This window comes from Amycolatopsis decaplanina DSM 44594 (genome assembly GCF_000342005.1).
Classification (GTDB): domain Bacteria; phylum Actinomycetota; class Actinomycetes; order Mycobacteriales; family Pseudonocardiaceae; genus Amycolatopsis; species Amycolatopsis decaplanina.
The window spans coordinates 48,614-62,880 of the sequence record NZ_AOHO01000026.1 but is presented as its reverse complement, the minus strand read 5'-3'; the positions used below and the strand labels follow the sequence as shown (position 1 = coordinate 62,880).

Genomic DNA, 14,267 nt, shown 5'->3' with positions numbered 1-14,267 from the left:
GTCTCCTTAAGTGGAAGTTCCTCCACTTAGTTAACTGGAGAAAGTTCCACTTGTCCACCGACTAAGCTCACAAGGTGCTTCCCATCGCAGGGTCCGGGCCGGTCGAGCGAGCGGACGCGGCACGCAACCGGCAGAAGATCGTCCGCGCGGCGGCCAAGCTTGTGGCGGCCAAGGGGATCGACGGGCTCGCGTTGGACGAGGTCGCGGCGGAGGCCGGAGTCGGGATCGGGACCGTGTATCGCCGGTTCCCGGACAAGGGCGCGTTGGCGCAGGCGCTGCTCGACGAGAACGAGCGCGAGTTCCAGGAGGCGTTCATCAGCGGGCCGCCGCCACTCGGGCCGGGGGCTCCCGCGACCCAAAGACTGAAGGCGTTCACGGACGCGTACGTCGACAGGCTCGAGACGCACGGGCAACTGCTGATGGTCGCGGAGACGGAGACTCCGATGGCGCGGTTCGTGACCGGCGCGTACCGGCTGCACCACAGTCACCTGGTCGCGTTGATCAGCGAGATCGACCCGGACGTCGACGCGCATTTCCGGGCGGACGCGCTGCTCGCACCCTTGGCGGCGGCGCAATACATCTACCAGCGGCAAAGCATGACAGCGGAACACATCAAAACAGGACTGGGTGACCTGTACCGGCTCGGTGACTAGCCTGGCACCGCGTCGGCGGCGACGCTACCGTCGGAGTCAGCGTCGGCTCGCGGGCCTGGGCGAGAAATCTGCCCGGCTATTCGCGAACCTAGACTCCTGGAAGGTATGGCGTGGATTTTGCGGTGAAGTCCGAGCTGGTCGAGCAGGTGCGCGCGTTCACAGAATGGGTGGGCGCGGGGCGCAAACTCACCCAGACCGGTCGTATCACCTTGGCTGACGCCAAAGCACTGGTGCCGTTGTTGAAGACCGGTGACGTGCTCGAGCAGACCATCGGCGACCACGTGTACCGGACCAGATCGAGCGAGCGCCTGCTCAACCTGATGCTCGTCGTGGAGTGCGCCAAGGTGGCGCGGCTGGTCCGCAAGACCGGACAACGACTGGTGCCGGTGAAGAAGAATCAGGCGCTTCTCGATGACCCGCAGAAGCTATGGCTTGCGTTGTTCACCGGATTCGACCAGCTCGGCCAGGCATTCCTGCACAGCGGATTCAGCGAGTCACTGCTGCGCCCGGAGTTCGCCGCCGGCAGCCGTGCGGCATTGACCTCGTTGTACAACACGGACGGCGCCGTCAACATCGAGAGCTTGTGTGCGACCGTCTGGGATGTCGTGAGCGCTCCTTACATCTTGGACGATCTCGACGAGCTCCCGCTCGAGGTCTTGCGGAGCACGAATGACCGTGACACCAAGCAGTCGCTCGAGGTGCTGCGTCGCTTGGGAGTGGTGACCCTCCGGGATGGATCGGCTGAGCTGACCGAACTCGGCCGGTCCGGCATGCGGCGCATCTTGGGCGAGCCGGAAGCCGGCGATCCGATCTACCAGGTGAAAATCACCTTGCTGGAAATCGAAGGCCTCCCGGTGTGGCGGCGGGTGCTGGTTCCGGCGGCCATTCCCCTCGACCGGTTGCACGTCGTCATCCAGGCCGCGATGGGCTGGGAGAACTACCACCTGCACTACTTCCTCGACGGGCAGACCTACTACGGCGAGGCCGAGCCCGAGCTGCAATACCGCGACGAACGGAAGGTGCGGCTGGATGACCTGGTGAAGCCCGGCGGCCGCCTCTTGTACAACTACGACTTCGGCGATAGCTGGGACCACGAGATCCTCATCGAGGAAGCCGCGGTCGCCACGTCCGATGGACGTTACCCGCGATGCGTCGCCGGCGAAGCGGCTTGCCCGCCGGAGGACGTCGGCGGAACCGGAGGGTACGCGCGGCTGATCCAGATCCTCGGCGATCCCGGCCACCAGGAACACCAGGACATACTCGGCTGGCTCGGTCTCGACGACCCTGGCCATTTCGACCCCGCACGCTTCGACCTCGACGAAGCCAACCAGCGCCTCAACCAGGTCGTGAGTGGTAAGGGCGGTTAGAACCGTCTTTACCACTCACGAGAACGCCAGCGCGACGATCAGCGCTCGCCCAGTTGCCATTCCGGCCGCACGTAGTGGCAGGTGTAGCCGTTCGGGATGCGCTCCAGGTAGTCCTGGTGCTCGGGCTCGGCTTCCCAGAAGTCGCCGGCCTGGGTCACCTCGGTGACGACCTTGCCCGGCCACTTGCCGGAGGCGTCGACGTCGGCGATCGTCTGTTCGGCGACCTGCTTCTGCGTGTCGTCGGTGTAGAAGATCGCCGACCGGTAGCTCGTGCCGATGTCGTTGCCCTGGCGGTTGCGGGTCGTCGGATCGTGGATCTGGAAGAAGAACTCCAGGATCTGCCGGTACGTGAGCTGCGCCGGGTCGAAGACGATCTCGATGCCTTCGGCGTGGGAGCCGTGGTTGCGGTAGGTCGCGTTCGGCACGTCGCCGCCGGTGTAGCCGACCCTGGTGGAGACGACCCCGGGGTGCCGGCGGAACAGGTCCTGCATACCCCAGAAGCAGCCGCCCGCGAGAACAGCCTTTTCCGTCACTGTGAATCTCCTTCGGTCGTTGACACCCAGTACAACGTGTCGCACCGTCCCTGTCATCCCCGCCCAAGTGTGACGGAACGCTTACGTCCACCGCGCGTCTCACGCTGGGTGAAGACCCTGCTCGCAGTCCTCGCCCTCCTCCTGGCCGGCTGCGCGACCACACCGGATACCCCAAGCCCGGAAGACGCCTTCCGGTTCGGCGGGATCTCGATGCCGTCGAGCGGCAAGGTGCTGGAGACGCGGTACGACCGGGGCATCGATGCGCGATATGTGGTCGTCCTGGCCCTTCCGGCGGAGGACGTGCCCGAACTGCTCGAGGCGTCACACTTCGCTCCCGGTGTCATGGAGGACGACCAGCTCATCGGCGGCCGTCGCGTGTACCGCAAGGTCACCGTCGACGGGACCACGGTGCGCCTCGAGCTGTTCACGACGTGAGCACTCTGCGTGAAAAAGATGGGCCGTTCAGATTCGCCTGGGTGACCCCCTAACGTGTACTCCCACGCACCATCCGCCGGAGGACACATGGATCCGATCCGTGTACCGCCCGAGATGTTCCGTTTCACCGACGGCAGCAGATCCGGGCTCCCCCTGGCGATCCTGCACGCCTTCGGCGAGGCGAACGAGCGGCTCGAGACGGCGCTCGGTATCGACGACGTCCGCACGAGGCTGCGAGAAGTCGGCTGGCTGGAAACACTGGATGACGAAGACCTGGTCAAGGCGCTGGATCAGCTGAGGACCCAAGGGCACCTCGACGTCGTCCAGAGCCACGCGGGCGATTACCGGACGGCGTCCGAGTACGAGCGCCGCAATCTCCAGTATTCGCTGACCAGGCAGGGCGAAGCGGCGTACGCGGGTGTGGTCCGCGCGAACGAGGTGCTCAACGCGACCGGGGCGCTCCAAACGGCGACGCTCGAGGCGCTGGGTAAGCGGCTCGGCGAGCTGGCGAAGCAGCTCGAAGACGGGACTGACCGGCGCGTGTTCAGCACGCTCGCCGAAGTCGAGAGCCACCTCGAAGCGTTCCGCGACAACACGAAGCGCTTCAACGGCGACCTTCAGCGCCTGTTGCACGCCGAGGCCGACCTCGCGACGTTCCACGAGGTCAAAGCCGCCACGGTCGCGTATCTGCAGGAGTTCCTGAACGACCTCGAACACCACACCCACACCATCGCCACCCACATCAAGGAGATCGACGACCACGGCGTCGAGCGGATGCACCGGCGGGCACTCAACGGTGCGGCCCTTCAAAACCCGGATCAGCGCTGGCTGACCGTCCGCAAGGCGCGCTGGGACGGGCTTCGCGCGTGGTTCCTGCCCGAGGACGGGGCGGCACCTCGGGTCGAGGACCTCCATCAGGTCGCGCGGCGGGCGATCATCACGCTTCTCCAAGTCCTTGACCGGATCACCGAGTCACGGCGGCGCGCGAGCAGCGCGGTCGCCGATTTCCGCGAGCTGGCACGGTGGTTCACCGTCGTCCCGGCGCAGGAGGACCTGCATCGCCTGTGGTCCACGATGTTCGGGCTGAGTTCCGCGCGGCACGCGCATCTCGCCCACGCGGACCCGGAGGTGGTCAGCACGACGGCCTCATGGCTCGACGCGCCGCCGGTCGAGGTGTCGGAACTGCTCCGCTCCGCGGGCCGCACCGAGCGGTTCACCACGACCGGACGGGTCCGCGACGTCACCGCGATCAGGGCGGCACGGGTCCAGCAGGCGATCGCGGAACGCGCCGAACTCGAAGCGGCGTGGAGCATGCTCGACACCGGCGGCGTCGTACGGCTCTCGGCCTTCGAGAAGCTGGACCACACCGTCTTCGAGCGGCTGCTCGACCTGCTGGGACAAGCGCTGGGCAGCAGCCCCGGCACGGGCGGCACCCGGCGGAGCACGACGTCCGACGGCCAGATCGAGATCGTCCTGAAGCCGCCACAGAACGGCGCGGTCGCGCGCCTGACCACCACGAGCGGCGTCTTCCGGGGCCCCGACTACGAGATCGCGATCAACGCGGCCGGAGGCGGTGCGTGAGCCTCACGAACCAACTGGTCATCGCGGAACGCGAAGAGGTCGCGCGCGGGATCCGGGCCCTGCTGGCCACCCCGCTGATCGGCGAACGCGGCTCCCCCGAGACCTTCGACCTCATCCGGCGCCGCCGTGAACCCATCCGGCAGTGGTTCGACTACTACTGCGGCTGGACGCTCACCGTCGAACCGCGGCTCGGTTACGCCCGGCTGGTCAAGGTCCGCGCGGCCGCCGACCCCACCCGGCCGGCGCGACGGCTGCGCTCCGGGCGCGCGGCGTTCGACCGCCGTCGCTACGTCCTGCTGTGCGTGGTGGCGGCCGAACTCCTGACCGTGCCGGTGACCACCATCGGCCTGCTCGCCGGCCGCGTCGCCCAGGCGAGCGCCGCCGACGATCTCGTCACCACCTTCGACGGCGCTGTCCGGGCGGAACGCCTCGCGTTCGTGGACGTCCTCAGGCTGCTGGAGTCCTACGGCGTCCTCCGAACGGCCGACGGTGATCCTGAGTCCTTTGTGGACGACACGACGGCGAAGGTGCTGTTCCGGATCGACGCGACCCTGTTGCTGCGGATGCTCGCCGCGCCGGTCGGTCCGTCGCAGCTGGCCGTGCCCGCCGACGACGTCGCGCTGCGGTTCGAGGAACTGCTGAAGGCGGTGTCGCACGAGCAGCGCTACGGCCTCTCGTCGGGCCGCCACGAGGACACGCCGAGCGCGTCGGACGTCCAGCGGAACCTGTGGCTCCGGCACACGGTCTTCCGCCGTCTCGTCGACGACCCGGTGCTGTACTTCGCCGAATTGACCGTGGAGGAGCGCGCGTACCTGGGGTCGCCGACAGGGCGCCAGCTGCTGCGGCGAGCCGCGGAGCAGGGCGGTTTCGTCCTCGAAGAACGCGCGGAGGGGGTACTGCTCGTCGACGTCGACGGGCTGGCCACCGACGAGAGGTTCCCGGACGACGGCAGCAACGCCAAGGTCGCCGCGCTCCTGCTGCTCGACGCGCTGGACAAGCCGAGGACGACCGACTACCTGCAGAAGGCCACGGCCAAACTGCTGAAACGGTTCCCGCGCTGGGCCAAGACGTACCGGGGCAAGGACGGCGTGCGACGGCTGACCGTCGACGCGCTCGCCGTGCTGACCGGCTTCGGCCTGGTCCGCACCGAAGCCGAACTCGTCCGGCCGCTCCCGGCCGCCGCGAGGTACACCGACCGCAACGAGGAGGCGCCGTGACCGTGACGAGGTGGATCCCCTCCCGTGCGGGCATCCTCAACATCTGGCGCTACTACGACGAGATCTTCGAGTTCCACGACGGGCGCCTGCTGCTGCGCGGCCCCAACGGGAGCGGGAAGTCCAAGGCGCTGGAGCTGCTGCTGCCGTTCCTGTTCGACGCGAGCCTGCGCGCCAACCGGCTGTCGACCTTCGGCACCAGCGAACGCAGCATGCACTGGAACCTGATGGGCGAAGGCGCTTCCGGTGCCACTCGCGTCGGGTACGTCTGGCTCGAATTCGGCATGGCCGGCGAGAAGTGGTTCACCTGCGGCGCGCGGTTGCAGGCGAGTACGCACACCAGCACGGTGCACGCCGACTTCTTCACCACCGATCTGCGGGTGGGCGACGGCTTGCCGCTGGTCAACGAAGCGGGTCAGCCGCTGACCAAGAACGCGCTGGAGGAGGCCCTCGGCGAGCACGGGACGGTGCACGACGGCGCGGCCGAGTACCGCGCGGCGATCCGCGCGAAACTGTTCCCCACCTTGAGCGAGCAGCGGTACGACGCGCTGATCACCGCGCTGCTCCAGCTGCGGATGCCCAAACTCTCGCAGCGGCTCGACCCGAGCCTGCTGTCCAACCTGCTCTCCCGCGCGCTTCCCCCGTTGGGGCAGCAGGAGATCGCGGATCTCGCCGAGGGTTTCGAACGGCTCGACGCGCAACGCGAACGGCTGGGCTCGCTGCAGACCGAGGTCGACGCGACCCGCGCGCTCGCCGCGCGGCAGAAGACCTACGCCCAGCGTGTGCTGCGCGCGGGCGCCGCGAACCTCATCGCCGCGACGACCGAACTCGACGAACTCGCCGCGGCCGCCCGCCGTTCGGCCGAGGAGCACGACGTGGTCGCCGCGAAGAAGGAGGCCGCCGAGGAAAGGGCGGCGAAGCTCGAAAAGGCCGTTGAAGAGACCGAAGCCCGCCTCTCCGGGCTGACCGATTCCGAGTCGTACCGCAAGGGCCAGGAACTCGACAAGCTGCGGCAACGGACCCTGTCCACCCGGGAAAAAGCGGAAGCATTGCGCGCGGACGCGGATCGGCTCCGTGCCGAGGCGGACGCCGACGAGGAGCGCTCGCGAGCGGCGAAGCAGGTCGCGAAACGGCAGGCCGACCTCGTGCGCTCGCTGGAGACCGAGGTCCGCGCCGCCGCGACCCGCGCGAACCTGGCCGGAGTGCACGACGAGCTCGTCGCCGGGCTGGACGAGCCGGCCAGGCTTCGCCCCTTGCTGCAGGCCGCCGTCCGCGGCAAGCGCGACCAGGTCGAGACTCTCGGCCGGGCGCTGGAGAAGCACGAACGCGCCGTCGGACGGCGTCACCGGGCCGAGGCGGATCTGGACCGGGCCCGGTCGGACTTCTCGGCCGCGCAGGAGCGAGTGGATCTCACGACGGCGACGCGGGAACTCGCGGTGAGCGATCTGCGCACCCGGCTCGCCGAATGGGCGATCGGCTGCCGCGAGCTGCGATTCCCCGACGTCGAAGCGGTCGTCCGGGATGCCGAGGCGGAAGTCGCGCTGCTGGTCAGGCTCGGCGCCGTCGCCGAGACCGTGCTCGAAGACATCATCCGGCGGGAGGCGGCGACCGGGGCCGCGCTGGCCACCGCGCGCGCCGAGCACGACGAACTCCTCGTCGAGGCGGGCGTGCTCGAAACGGAGGGCGTCCTCGCGCCCGAGTCGCCGCGCACCCGCACGGCGGACCGGGCCGAGATGAGCGGCGCGCCGCTGTGGCGGCTGGTCGATTTCGCCGGCTCGGTCCCGGAAAGCACGCACGCGGGGATCGAGGCCGCGCTCGAAGGCGCCGGGCTGCTGGACGCCTGGGTGAACTCCCACGGCGTCGTAGAAGGACACGACGTGCTCGCGGAGACCGGGACGCTGCCGGTGGCCTCAGGCCGATCGCTCGCCGCCGTCCTCGTGCCGGAACCCGACGCGGAACTCTCCCCTGCGAAGATCCGCCGGATCCTGGAAGTGATCGCCTTCGACGACACGCTTCCCGCCGGGCCCGCCGCGATCGGCGCGGACGGCGGCTGGCGGATGGGCAGCCTTTCGGGCAGCTGGGCGAAGGACGCTCCGGCGTACATCGGTGGTTCCGCCCGCCGTCGCGCGAGGGAACGCCGGATCGCCGAACTGCGGGACGAGATTTCCCGCCGTGAGAAGACCATCGCCGAACTGGAGGGCGAGCTTGCCGCGCTGCGCGGCAGACGCGAGCTGATCAAGATCGAACGCGCCGCCCGCCCCGGTCACGACGATCTCCTCGCCGCGACGGGAGAACTGACCACGGCCGAGGCGGAGCTGACCGCCGCCGACGCCGCCGTCCGGCACCTGGAGACCGCCGTCTCCGCCCTGGAGATCGAGGCCAAGACCGCGCTGCACGAGCTGACCGCCCAGGCTTCGGAGAGCGGGCTGCCGGCCGAACGCGCTCCGCTGACCGCGCTCGCAACGGCCCTGCGCACCTACTCCGACCAGGGCGAGAACTGGTTGTTCGAGCACGGGAACCTGCTCACCGCGACCCAGCGGGCCGAGCTGTGCGCCGAACAGGCGGACCGGTCGGAGGCGAACGCGGCCCGGCGCGAGGACGAGGCTTCCGAGGCGGAGGCCGAACGCACGAAACTCACCGCGATGCTCGACGCGATCGACGGGACCGTCGGCACCGGCCAGCGCGAGGTACTCGCCGAAATCGACGGCCTGCGCACGAAATTGCGCGAGCTCTCGGGCGAACTCCGCGCCGCGAACGCCGACGCCAAGGAGCTCGCGGTGTCGCTGGGCGCGCTCGGTGTCCGGCGGACGACCGACGCACGGGCTCGTGAGGAAGCGGCCAAGAAGCAGGACGCCGCCGCGCACCGGTTCCGGAAGCTCGCCACCGGGATCTTCCCCGCCGACGGCGGGATCGAGGACCTGCCGAAGTTCCAGGCCACCCTGTCCGCCTCCGACGGGGTGCGGTCGGCGCTCGGCGCGGCCCGGCTGGTGGCCGCGGCGTGGCCGTCCGTGCCGCACGCGCCGAGCAACCTCGGCGAGGCGCTGCACCGGCTCTCCGAGGCCGTGCACACCTGCCGGAACACGCTCAGTTCGCGCGCGGAACTCGATCTGGAGACCGACGAGGACGTCCAGATCTTCACCGCCGTCGTCGACGGGCTGCGGGTCGGCGCGACCGAACTGCTGAAGATCCTTTACGCGGAGGCGGAACAGAGCAGGCACGAGATCACCGACCGCGAGAGCGACCTGTTCGACAAGACGCTGACCGGGGACACCCGCCGTCATCTCGCGGCCCGCATCCGGCAGGCCAACGACCTCGTCGACGGCATGAACGCGCGGCTGGAGCGCGTGCGGACCGCGTCGAGGGTCGCCGTCCGGCTGGTCTGGCAGGTCTCCCCGGATCTGCCGCCGGGTACCAAGACCGCGCGGGATCTGCTGCTGAAGGATCCGGATCAGCTGACCCGCGAAGATCGCGTGTCACTGCACAGGTTCTTCCGTGAGCGCGTCGAGCAGGCGAAGGCCGACGACACGGCGACCAGCTGGGAACAGCAGCTCGCGCAGGTCTTCGACTACACGTCGTGGCACCGGTTCGTGGTCAAGGTGGACCGCGCGAACGGGGCGGGCTGGCAGCTGCTGACCAAGAAGCTGCACGGCGCGCTTTCCGGTGGGGAGAAGGCGATCGCACTGCACCTGCCGCTGTTCGCCGCCGTCGCCGCGCACTATCAGGCCGCGCCCGAGGCGCCGAGGGTGATCCTGCTCGACGAGGTGTTCGTCGGTGTCGACACCACCAACCGGGGGCAGGTGTTCGGCCTGCTGTCCGCGCTGGACCTCGACCTGATGCTGACGTCGGACCACGAATGGTGCACCTACGCCGAACTCGGCGGCGTCGGGATCCACCAGCTCATCACCGGCGGCGACGGCGACGACGCGGTCACCACGGCCCGGTTCACCTGGAACGGCCACGACCTCCTGCCCGCGGGGGCGGGTTAGCGAGAAACTCGTGAGTGGTAAGGACGGTTAGAACCGTCCTTACCACTCACGAGTCCATTACGTCTTCCCCGGCCAGCTCAGGGCGATGAGCGACCATCCCGCGCTGATGACCGCCGCGTACACGTGTTTCCTGGCGGGCAACGTCCTGCTGTGGCCCGCGATCGTCGCGCTCGCCACGAAGATCGGCCGCACCAGGCCGGCGCCGGCCGCCTGGGGTGGCCTCTTCGTCCTCTTTGGACTCTTCGAGCGGACCTTCCACGCCGGGATCGACCAGGCCGCGCTGGGGCTCGCCGAACGCCGCGGCGCCGGATTCGCCGAGAGCGTGGTCAGCGAGTCGTACCAGGATCTGCATCTGTTCAGTTTCCTGTCGTTCACCATCATGTTCGGCTGGTACGTCCTCGCCTTCGCCGCCTACCGCGCGAAAGCGCTCGGCATCATCCAGTCGATCGGACTGGCGACGATGGGACTTCTGCCGCTCGGCGTTTTGAAGGGAACCGAAATCGTGTCGATCATCGGCACGGCCGGGCTTTGTGTCGCGTTGGTTCCGGCGGGTCTCCTGGCATTACTGGAAAGCCCCAAACCGAGTCGCCGGACGGTGTTGCTCGCGGCGATCGCCGTTCCGGTTCTGGGCGGCCTCGCTTTCGCGAGCACTCTGGGCTGAGTTTTCCTCAGGCCAGCCGAGCGGGCGCTTTCTCTTTTCTGTCACCGGATTCGTGTTCGCGCCCCGCCGGGAGGCAGCTCATCAGCAGTACGACACCGACAGCACCGAGAAGCATGTGCCCGGCGAGGATGCACAGCCCACAGAATCCGATCCACAATGAGATCTTCATTCTCAGAGGGTAGGGCCGTTCTCGAGGGCGGGGCCCGAACTTGGGAAAGACTTAAGGTCTCCTTTGGGCAAAGGGCCTGTCCGGTGTACGCGCGTAATAGACCACCAGTGACACCGTCGCGGCCAGGAAGACCACCTGCATCAGGCTGCGCGGGACGAGTTCGTCCATCACCGACGTCACCGGCCCGTGCAGCGCCTTGTACACGTTCGCCGGGAACATCCCCAGCAACAGGACGGTCAGCCCGGCGGACGCCCACGGCGCCGTGCGCGACCACAGCACCCCCGCGGCGCCCGCGAGTTCGAGGACGCCGGTGACGGTGACCAGCAGCCCGGGTGCGGGCAGCGCGGGCGGCACCATCGCGATCAGTTCCTCGCGCATGCCGATGAAGTGCGCGAGCCCGGTCGTGACGAACAGCGCCGCGACGCCGCCGCGCACGGCCACCGGCCAGGGCTTCAGCCGCTGGACGCCAATGGCTCCCAGCAGGGACAACGTCGCCGTGACGGCGATCAGCATCAGTACGGGTACGAGACCGGGGTCCATGACCATGCCTTCCGAGCAGCGAAACTTTCCACTGACAAGATGCGCCGTTGCGGGCCATCTTGTCAATGACTAGATTCGTTGGCATGAGTCCGTATCACCACGGCGACCTCCGCCGGGCCGTGCTCGACGCCGCCGTCGCGGCCATCACCGAACACGGCCCGGCCGGGATCAGCCTTCGCGACCTCGCCCGGCGCGCGGGGGTCTCGCACGCCGGGCCGGTGCACCATTTCGGCGACAAGGCCGGGGTCCTCACCGCACTGGCCGCCGAGGGATTCGACCTGCTCGCGGACGCGCTCGCGGCCGAGGGCGATCGGGACTTCGTCGAGGTCGGTGTGGCCTATGTGCGCTTCGCGATCGAGCATCGCGCGCATTTCGAGGTGATGTTCCGCCCTGAACTCCACCGCGAGGACGACGCGGCGCTGGCCGCCGCCCGTGACCGCGCGGGGGCCCTGCTGACCAGTGGCGCGTCGTCGGTCAGCGACGACGAGATGGCGGGAGTCGCCGCGTGGTCGCTGATGCACGGTTTCGCGAACCTGTGGCTCACCGGCGCGCTGCGCGCCGAGCATCTCGAGGATCCGGACACCGCCGCCCGCGCGATCGCCCGGATCCTCTTCCCCTGAATCAGACCTGCGCGGTGGGCATCACGGTGACCTGCTGAAGGTTCACCCGCGCCGGGAGCGAGGTCAGGAACGCCACGGTCTCGGCGATGTCCTCCGGCTTCAGCCAGGTCAGCGTCTCGCGCACGCCGTCCAGCCACTCCAGTGCGCCGGCGTCGGTGACGTGGCCCTGCAGCTCGGTCTCGACCAGACCCGGCTCGATCGCCGCGACCCGGACCCCCTTCGGGCCGAGGTCGGCACGAAGGTTCTTCGACAAGTGGGTCACGTATGCCTTCGAAGCGACGTACACGGCGAAGGACGGGAAAACAGCCTGTGCGCCGATGGACGAGGTGTTCACCAGGTCCGCGACGCCCTTTTCGGCCGCCGAAGCGACCAAATGCGGCACGAACGCGCCGATGGCGTTCATCAGACCCGTCATGTTGACGTCGATCATGCGCTGCCAGTCGCCGGTGGCGAGTTCGTCGATCGGCGCGGCCAGCATCACGCCGGCGTTGTTGAACAGCAGGTCCGCGCGGCCCAGTCCCGCTTCGACCTCGGCCGCCGCGGCCCGCATCGCCTCGGCGTCGGCGACGTCGGCCGCGAGCACGAGCGCGGTACCGCCGTCCCGCTCGATCTCCTTGGCCAGCGTTTCCAGCCGGTCCGCCCGGCGGGCGATGAGCGCGACAGCCGCGCCGGAGGCGGCGAGCCGCCGAGCGGCCGCCTCACCGATCCCACTGGACGCGCCGGTGACGACGGCGACCCTGTTCACGTGCGATGCCGGGGAGTTTGTCATCTCTGTTTCTCCTGAGTGGACTCGTTCTCGTGTTCCGAGTCCAGGAAACCGGGCGCCGCCCGAAGATGACACGGTCTGTTCAGCCTGGGTCCGGCGGTACCAGTCAGGGCCTCGCCGTCCCGGAACTGTTACCTGTCGATCGCGTTCCGCGGACACGGACCGGCCACCGTGGATCGCATGTTTCTCCGTTCACGATCTTTCGCGCTGCTCATCGGGCTCGCGCTGACCATGACGATGACGGTCGCGGTCCCCGCGTCGGCCATCATCGGCGGCACCGGGTCCACCCGGCCGTATTCGTTCATGGTCTCGCTCCAGTACGACTCCCCTCGCCCGGACGGACACCGGTGCGGGGCGGTGCTCATCGCACCCCAGTGGGCGGTCACCGCGGGCCACTGCGCCAACACCCCGACCGGCTCGACCGCCGGGGTCCCCCGCGGCTGGAAGGTCCGCGTCGGCTCGCTGGACACGACCACCGGGGGTGAGGTCGCCGACGTCGACAAGTTCTACCGGCGCCACAACTCGTACGACCCTCCCGGCGAGGACATCGCGGTGCTGCACCTGCGCAACCCCGTGCGAGCCCGGCCCGTCCGGCTCGCCGAGGCCACACCCGCCGACGGAACCCCGGTCCGCATCCTCGGCTGGGGCGCGGCTTCGACCGGCTGCGACGACTTCGAGGACCCGAAGTGCTTCCCCCGCAAGTTGCGCGAAGCGGACACCGAAGTCGTGCCGCTCGACCGGTGCTGGGACGACGACGGGCACATCCTGCCGTTGTGCGTCGGCCGCGTCGATCCTCCCGTCGGACCGGGGACGACGGACTCCGGAGGCCCCGCGCTGATCCGTTCGGGCGACGACTGGGCACTGGCCGGAACGGTCATCGGGCCCGGCATCAGGGGCGCCGACTTCCCCGACATGTACACCGACGTCTCGAAGAACTCCGCCTGGATCACCGGCATCGTGACCGGTACCGACGTGCCCCCGGACTCCCCGGTCCCGAACGTGGAGGGCACGGCCGCCGTGGGCGACTGCAAGGGCGCGGTGGTGCGCGCCGACACCGCGCGTCCCGAAGACCTCGCGCTGGCGCTGACCAACGGCCACTGCGTGCCGGGCGAGCGGCCCGCACCGGGAAGGGCACTCATCGACCGGCCCGCCGGTCTGCCCCGCCCGGTCACCATCGCCGACCGGGACGGCTATCCGCGGACCACGGCCCGCGCCACCCGGTTGGTGTACGCGACGATTACCGGCACCGACATCGCGCTGTACCGGCTGAACAAGACCTACGCGCAACTGGCCAGGGAAGGCGCGAAAGTCTTCCGGTTGACCACCACCCCGATGCGCGACGGCGACCGGCTCCTCATGGCCTACTCCAGCAGCCGCCCGCGGTGCACGGTGGAGGCCGTGGTGCCGCACCTGCGAGAGGGCGGATACCAGCAGGACGACGCGGTTCGCTACGCCACGAGCGAAACCTGCGCGAGCAGGCCCGGCTACTCCGGCTCGGTACTTCTGACCCCCGACGCGAACACGGTCATGGGCATCAACAACACCCACAACCGTGACGGCGAGCGCTGCACCGAGGGCAACCCGTGCGAGGTCGGCCGGGACGGGACCGAGACCGCGCTGAAGGGCCGCAGCTACGGCCAGCAGGTCCATCGGATCTCCGCCTGCCTGGGCAAGAAGTCACGGCTCGAGCTGTCCCGCCCCGGCTGCGTGCTGCCTCCGGCGGCGTTCTGACCTGCGGCGAA

Annotated in this window: 13 protein-coding genes; 9 read left to right on the top strand and 4 right to left on the bottom strand. The window is 69.1% G+C overall.

What is annotated here, in order from left to right:
• The first annotated feature begins 74 nt into the window (after positions 1 to 74).
• Together H074_RS03720 and H074_RS39915 are read left to right on the top strand one after the other, a co-directional pair.
• Positions 75 to 653 (top strand): TetR/AcrR family transcriptional regulator, encoded by a 579-nt coding sequence (locus tag H074_RS03720; RefSeq protein WP_007028678.1) that lies wholly within the window; start codon positions 75 to 77, stop codon positions 651 to 653.
• Between the two features lie 122 nt (positions 654 to 775).
• Positions 776 to 2,020, top strand: a complete 1,245-nt coding sequence (locus H074_RS39915; RefSeq protein ID WP_007028677.1) for a plasmid pRiA4b ORF-3 family protein — start codon at positions 776 to 778, stop codon at positions 2,018 to 2,020.
• Between the two features lie 38 nt (positions 2,021 to 2,058).
• Here the strand turns inward: H074_RS39915 and msrA are convergent, their stop codons facing one another.
• Positions 2,059 to 2,553: a peptide-methionine (S)-S-oxide reductase MsrA gene (gene msrA, locus H074_RS03710; RefSeq protein ID WP_007028676.1), complete on the bottom strand. Its 495-nt coding sequence runs from the start codon at positions 2,551 to 2,553 to the stop codon at positions 2,059 to 2,061.
• Between the two features lie 108 nt (positions 2,554 to 2,661).
• On the opposite strand from msrA, the gene H074_RS03705 reads away from it, so the two are divergent.
• The 5 genes from H074_RS03705 (at position 2,662) to H074_RS03685 (ending at position 10,430) form a co-directional block, all read left to right on the top strand.
• Positions 2,662 to 2,988 (top strand): hypothetical protein, encoded by a 327-nt coding sequence (locus tag H074_RS03705; RefSeq protein ID WP_007028675.1) that lies wholly within the window; start codon positions 2,662 to 2,664, stop codon positions 2,986 to 2,988.
• A gap of 87 nt (positions 2,989 to 3,075) precedes the next feature.
• Positions 3,076 to 4,569, top strand: a complete 1,494-nt coding sequence (locus H074_RS03700; RefSeq protein ID WP_007028674.1) for a TIGR02677 family protein — start codon at positions 3,076 to 3,078, stop codon at positions 4,567 to 4,569.
• The gene (locus H074_RS03695; protein ID WP_007028673.1) at positions 4,566 to 5,786 is read left to right on the top strand and encodes a TIGR02678 family protein; all 1,221 of its coding nucleotides are present in this window, start codon (positions 4,566 to 4,568) and stop codon (positions 5,784 to 5,786) included. Before H074_RS03700 ends, H074_RS03695 begins: the two co-directional genes overlap by 4 nt.
• Positions 5,783 to 9,769 carry a TIGR02680 family protein gene (locus H074_RS03690; protein WP_007028672.1) on the top strand — a complete coding sequence of 1,329 codons (3,987 nt, stop codon included), beginning with the start codon at positions 5,783 to 5,785 and terminating at the stop codon, positions 9,767 to 9,769. Before H074_RS03695 ends, H074_RS03690 begins: the two co-directional genes overlap by 4 nt.
• Before the next feature lie 85 nt (positions 9,770 to 9,854).
• The gene (locus tag H074_RS03685; protein ID WP_235096649.1) at positions 9,855 to 10,430 is read left to right on the top strand and encodes a hypothetical protein; all 576 of its coding nucleotides are present in this window, start codon (positions 9,855 to 9,857) and stop codon (positions 10,428 to 10,430) included.
• A gap of 7 nt (positions 10,431 to 10,437) precedes the next feature.
• Here the strand turns inward: H074_RS03685 and H074_RS40640 are convergent, their stop codons facing one another.
• A complete protein-coding gene (locus tag H074_RS40640) occupies positions 10,438 to 10,599 on the bottom strand; it encodes a hypothetical protein (RefSeq protein WP_161630666.1) in 162 nt (53 codons plus the stop codon).
• Positions 10,600 to 10,650: 51 nt separating this feature from the next.
• Complete coding sequence (locus H074_RS03680; RefSeq protein WP_007028670.1) at positions 10,651 to 11,145, bottom strand: DoxX family protein; 495 nt, start codon at positions 11,143 to 11,145, stop codon at positions 10,651 to 10,653.
• Between the two features lie 77 nt (positions 11,146 to 11,222).
• On the opposite strand from H074_RS03680, the gene H074_RS03675 reads away from it, so the two are divergent.
• Positions 11,223 to 11,759, top strand: a complete 537-nt coding sequence (locus H074_RS03675; protein WP_007028669.1) for a TetR/AcrR family transcriptional regulator — start codon at positions 11,223 to 11,225, stop codon at positions 11,757 to 11,759.
• 1 nt (position 11,760) lies between these two features.
• Here H074_RS03675 and H074_RS03670 read toward each other — a convergent pair whose 3' ends face one another.
• The gene (locus H074_RS03670) at positions 11,761 to 12,528 is read right to left on the bottom strand and encodes an SDR family oxidoreductase (protein WP_007028668.1); all 768 of its coding nucleotides are present in this window, start codon (positions 12,526 to 12,528) and stop codon (positions 11,761 to 11,763) included.
• Positions 12,529 to 12,705: 177 nt separating this feature from the next.
• On the opposite strand from H074_RS03670, the gene H074_RS03665 reads away from it, so the two are divergent.
• Positions 12,706 to 14,256 carry a S1 family peptidase gene (locus tag H074_RS03665; RefSeq protein WP_007028667.1) on the top strand — a complete coding sequence of 517 codons (1,551 nt, stop codon included), beginning with the start codon at positions 12,706 to 12,708 and terminating at the stop codon, positions 14,254 to 14,256.
• The last annotated feature ends 11 nt before the right edge of the window (positions 14,257 to 14,267 follow it).

Coding starts and splice junctions, on each gene's coding strand:
- H074_RS03700 (WP_007028674.1), top strand. CDS start 3,076: ATGGATCCGATCCGTGTACCGCCCGAGATGTTCCGTTTCACCGACGGC.
- H074_RS03685 (WP_235096649.1), top strand. CDS start 9,855: ATGAGCGACCATCCCGCGCTGATGACCGCCGCGTACACGTGTTTCCTG.
- H074_RS40640 (WP_161630666.1), bottom strand. CDS start 10,599: ATGAAGATCTCATTGTGGATCGGATTCTGTGGGCTGTGCATCCTCGCC.
- H074_RS03680 (WP_007028670.1), bottom strand. CDS start 11,145: ATGGTCATGGACCCCGGTCTCGTACCCGTACTGATGCTGATCGCCGTC.
- H074_RS03675 (WP_007028669.1), top strand. CDS start 11,223: ATGAGTCCGTATCACCACGGCGACCTCCGCCGGGCCGTGCTCGACGCC.
- H074_RS03670 (WP_007028668.1), bottom strand. CDS start 12,528: ATGACAAACTCCCCGGCATCGCACGTGAACAGGGTCGCCGTCGTCACC.
- H074_RS03665 (WP_007028667.1), top strand. CDS start 12,706: ATGTTTCTCCGTTCACGATCTTTCGCGCTGCTCATCGGGCTCGCGCTG.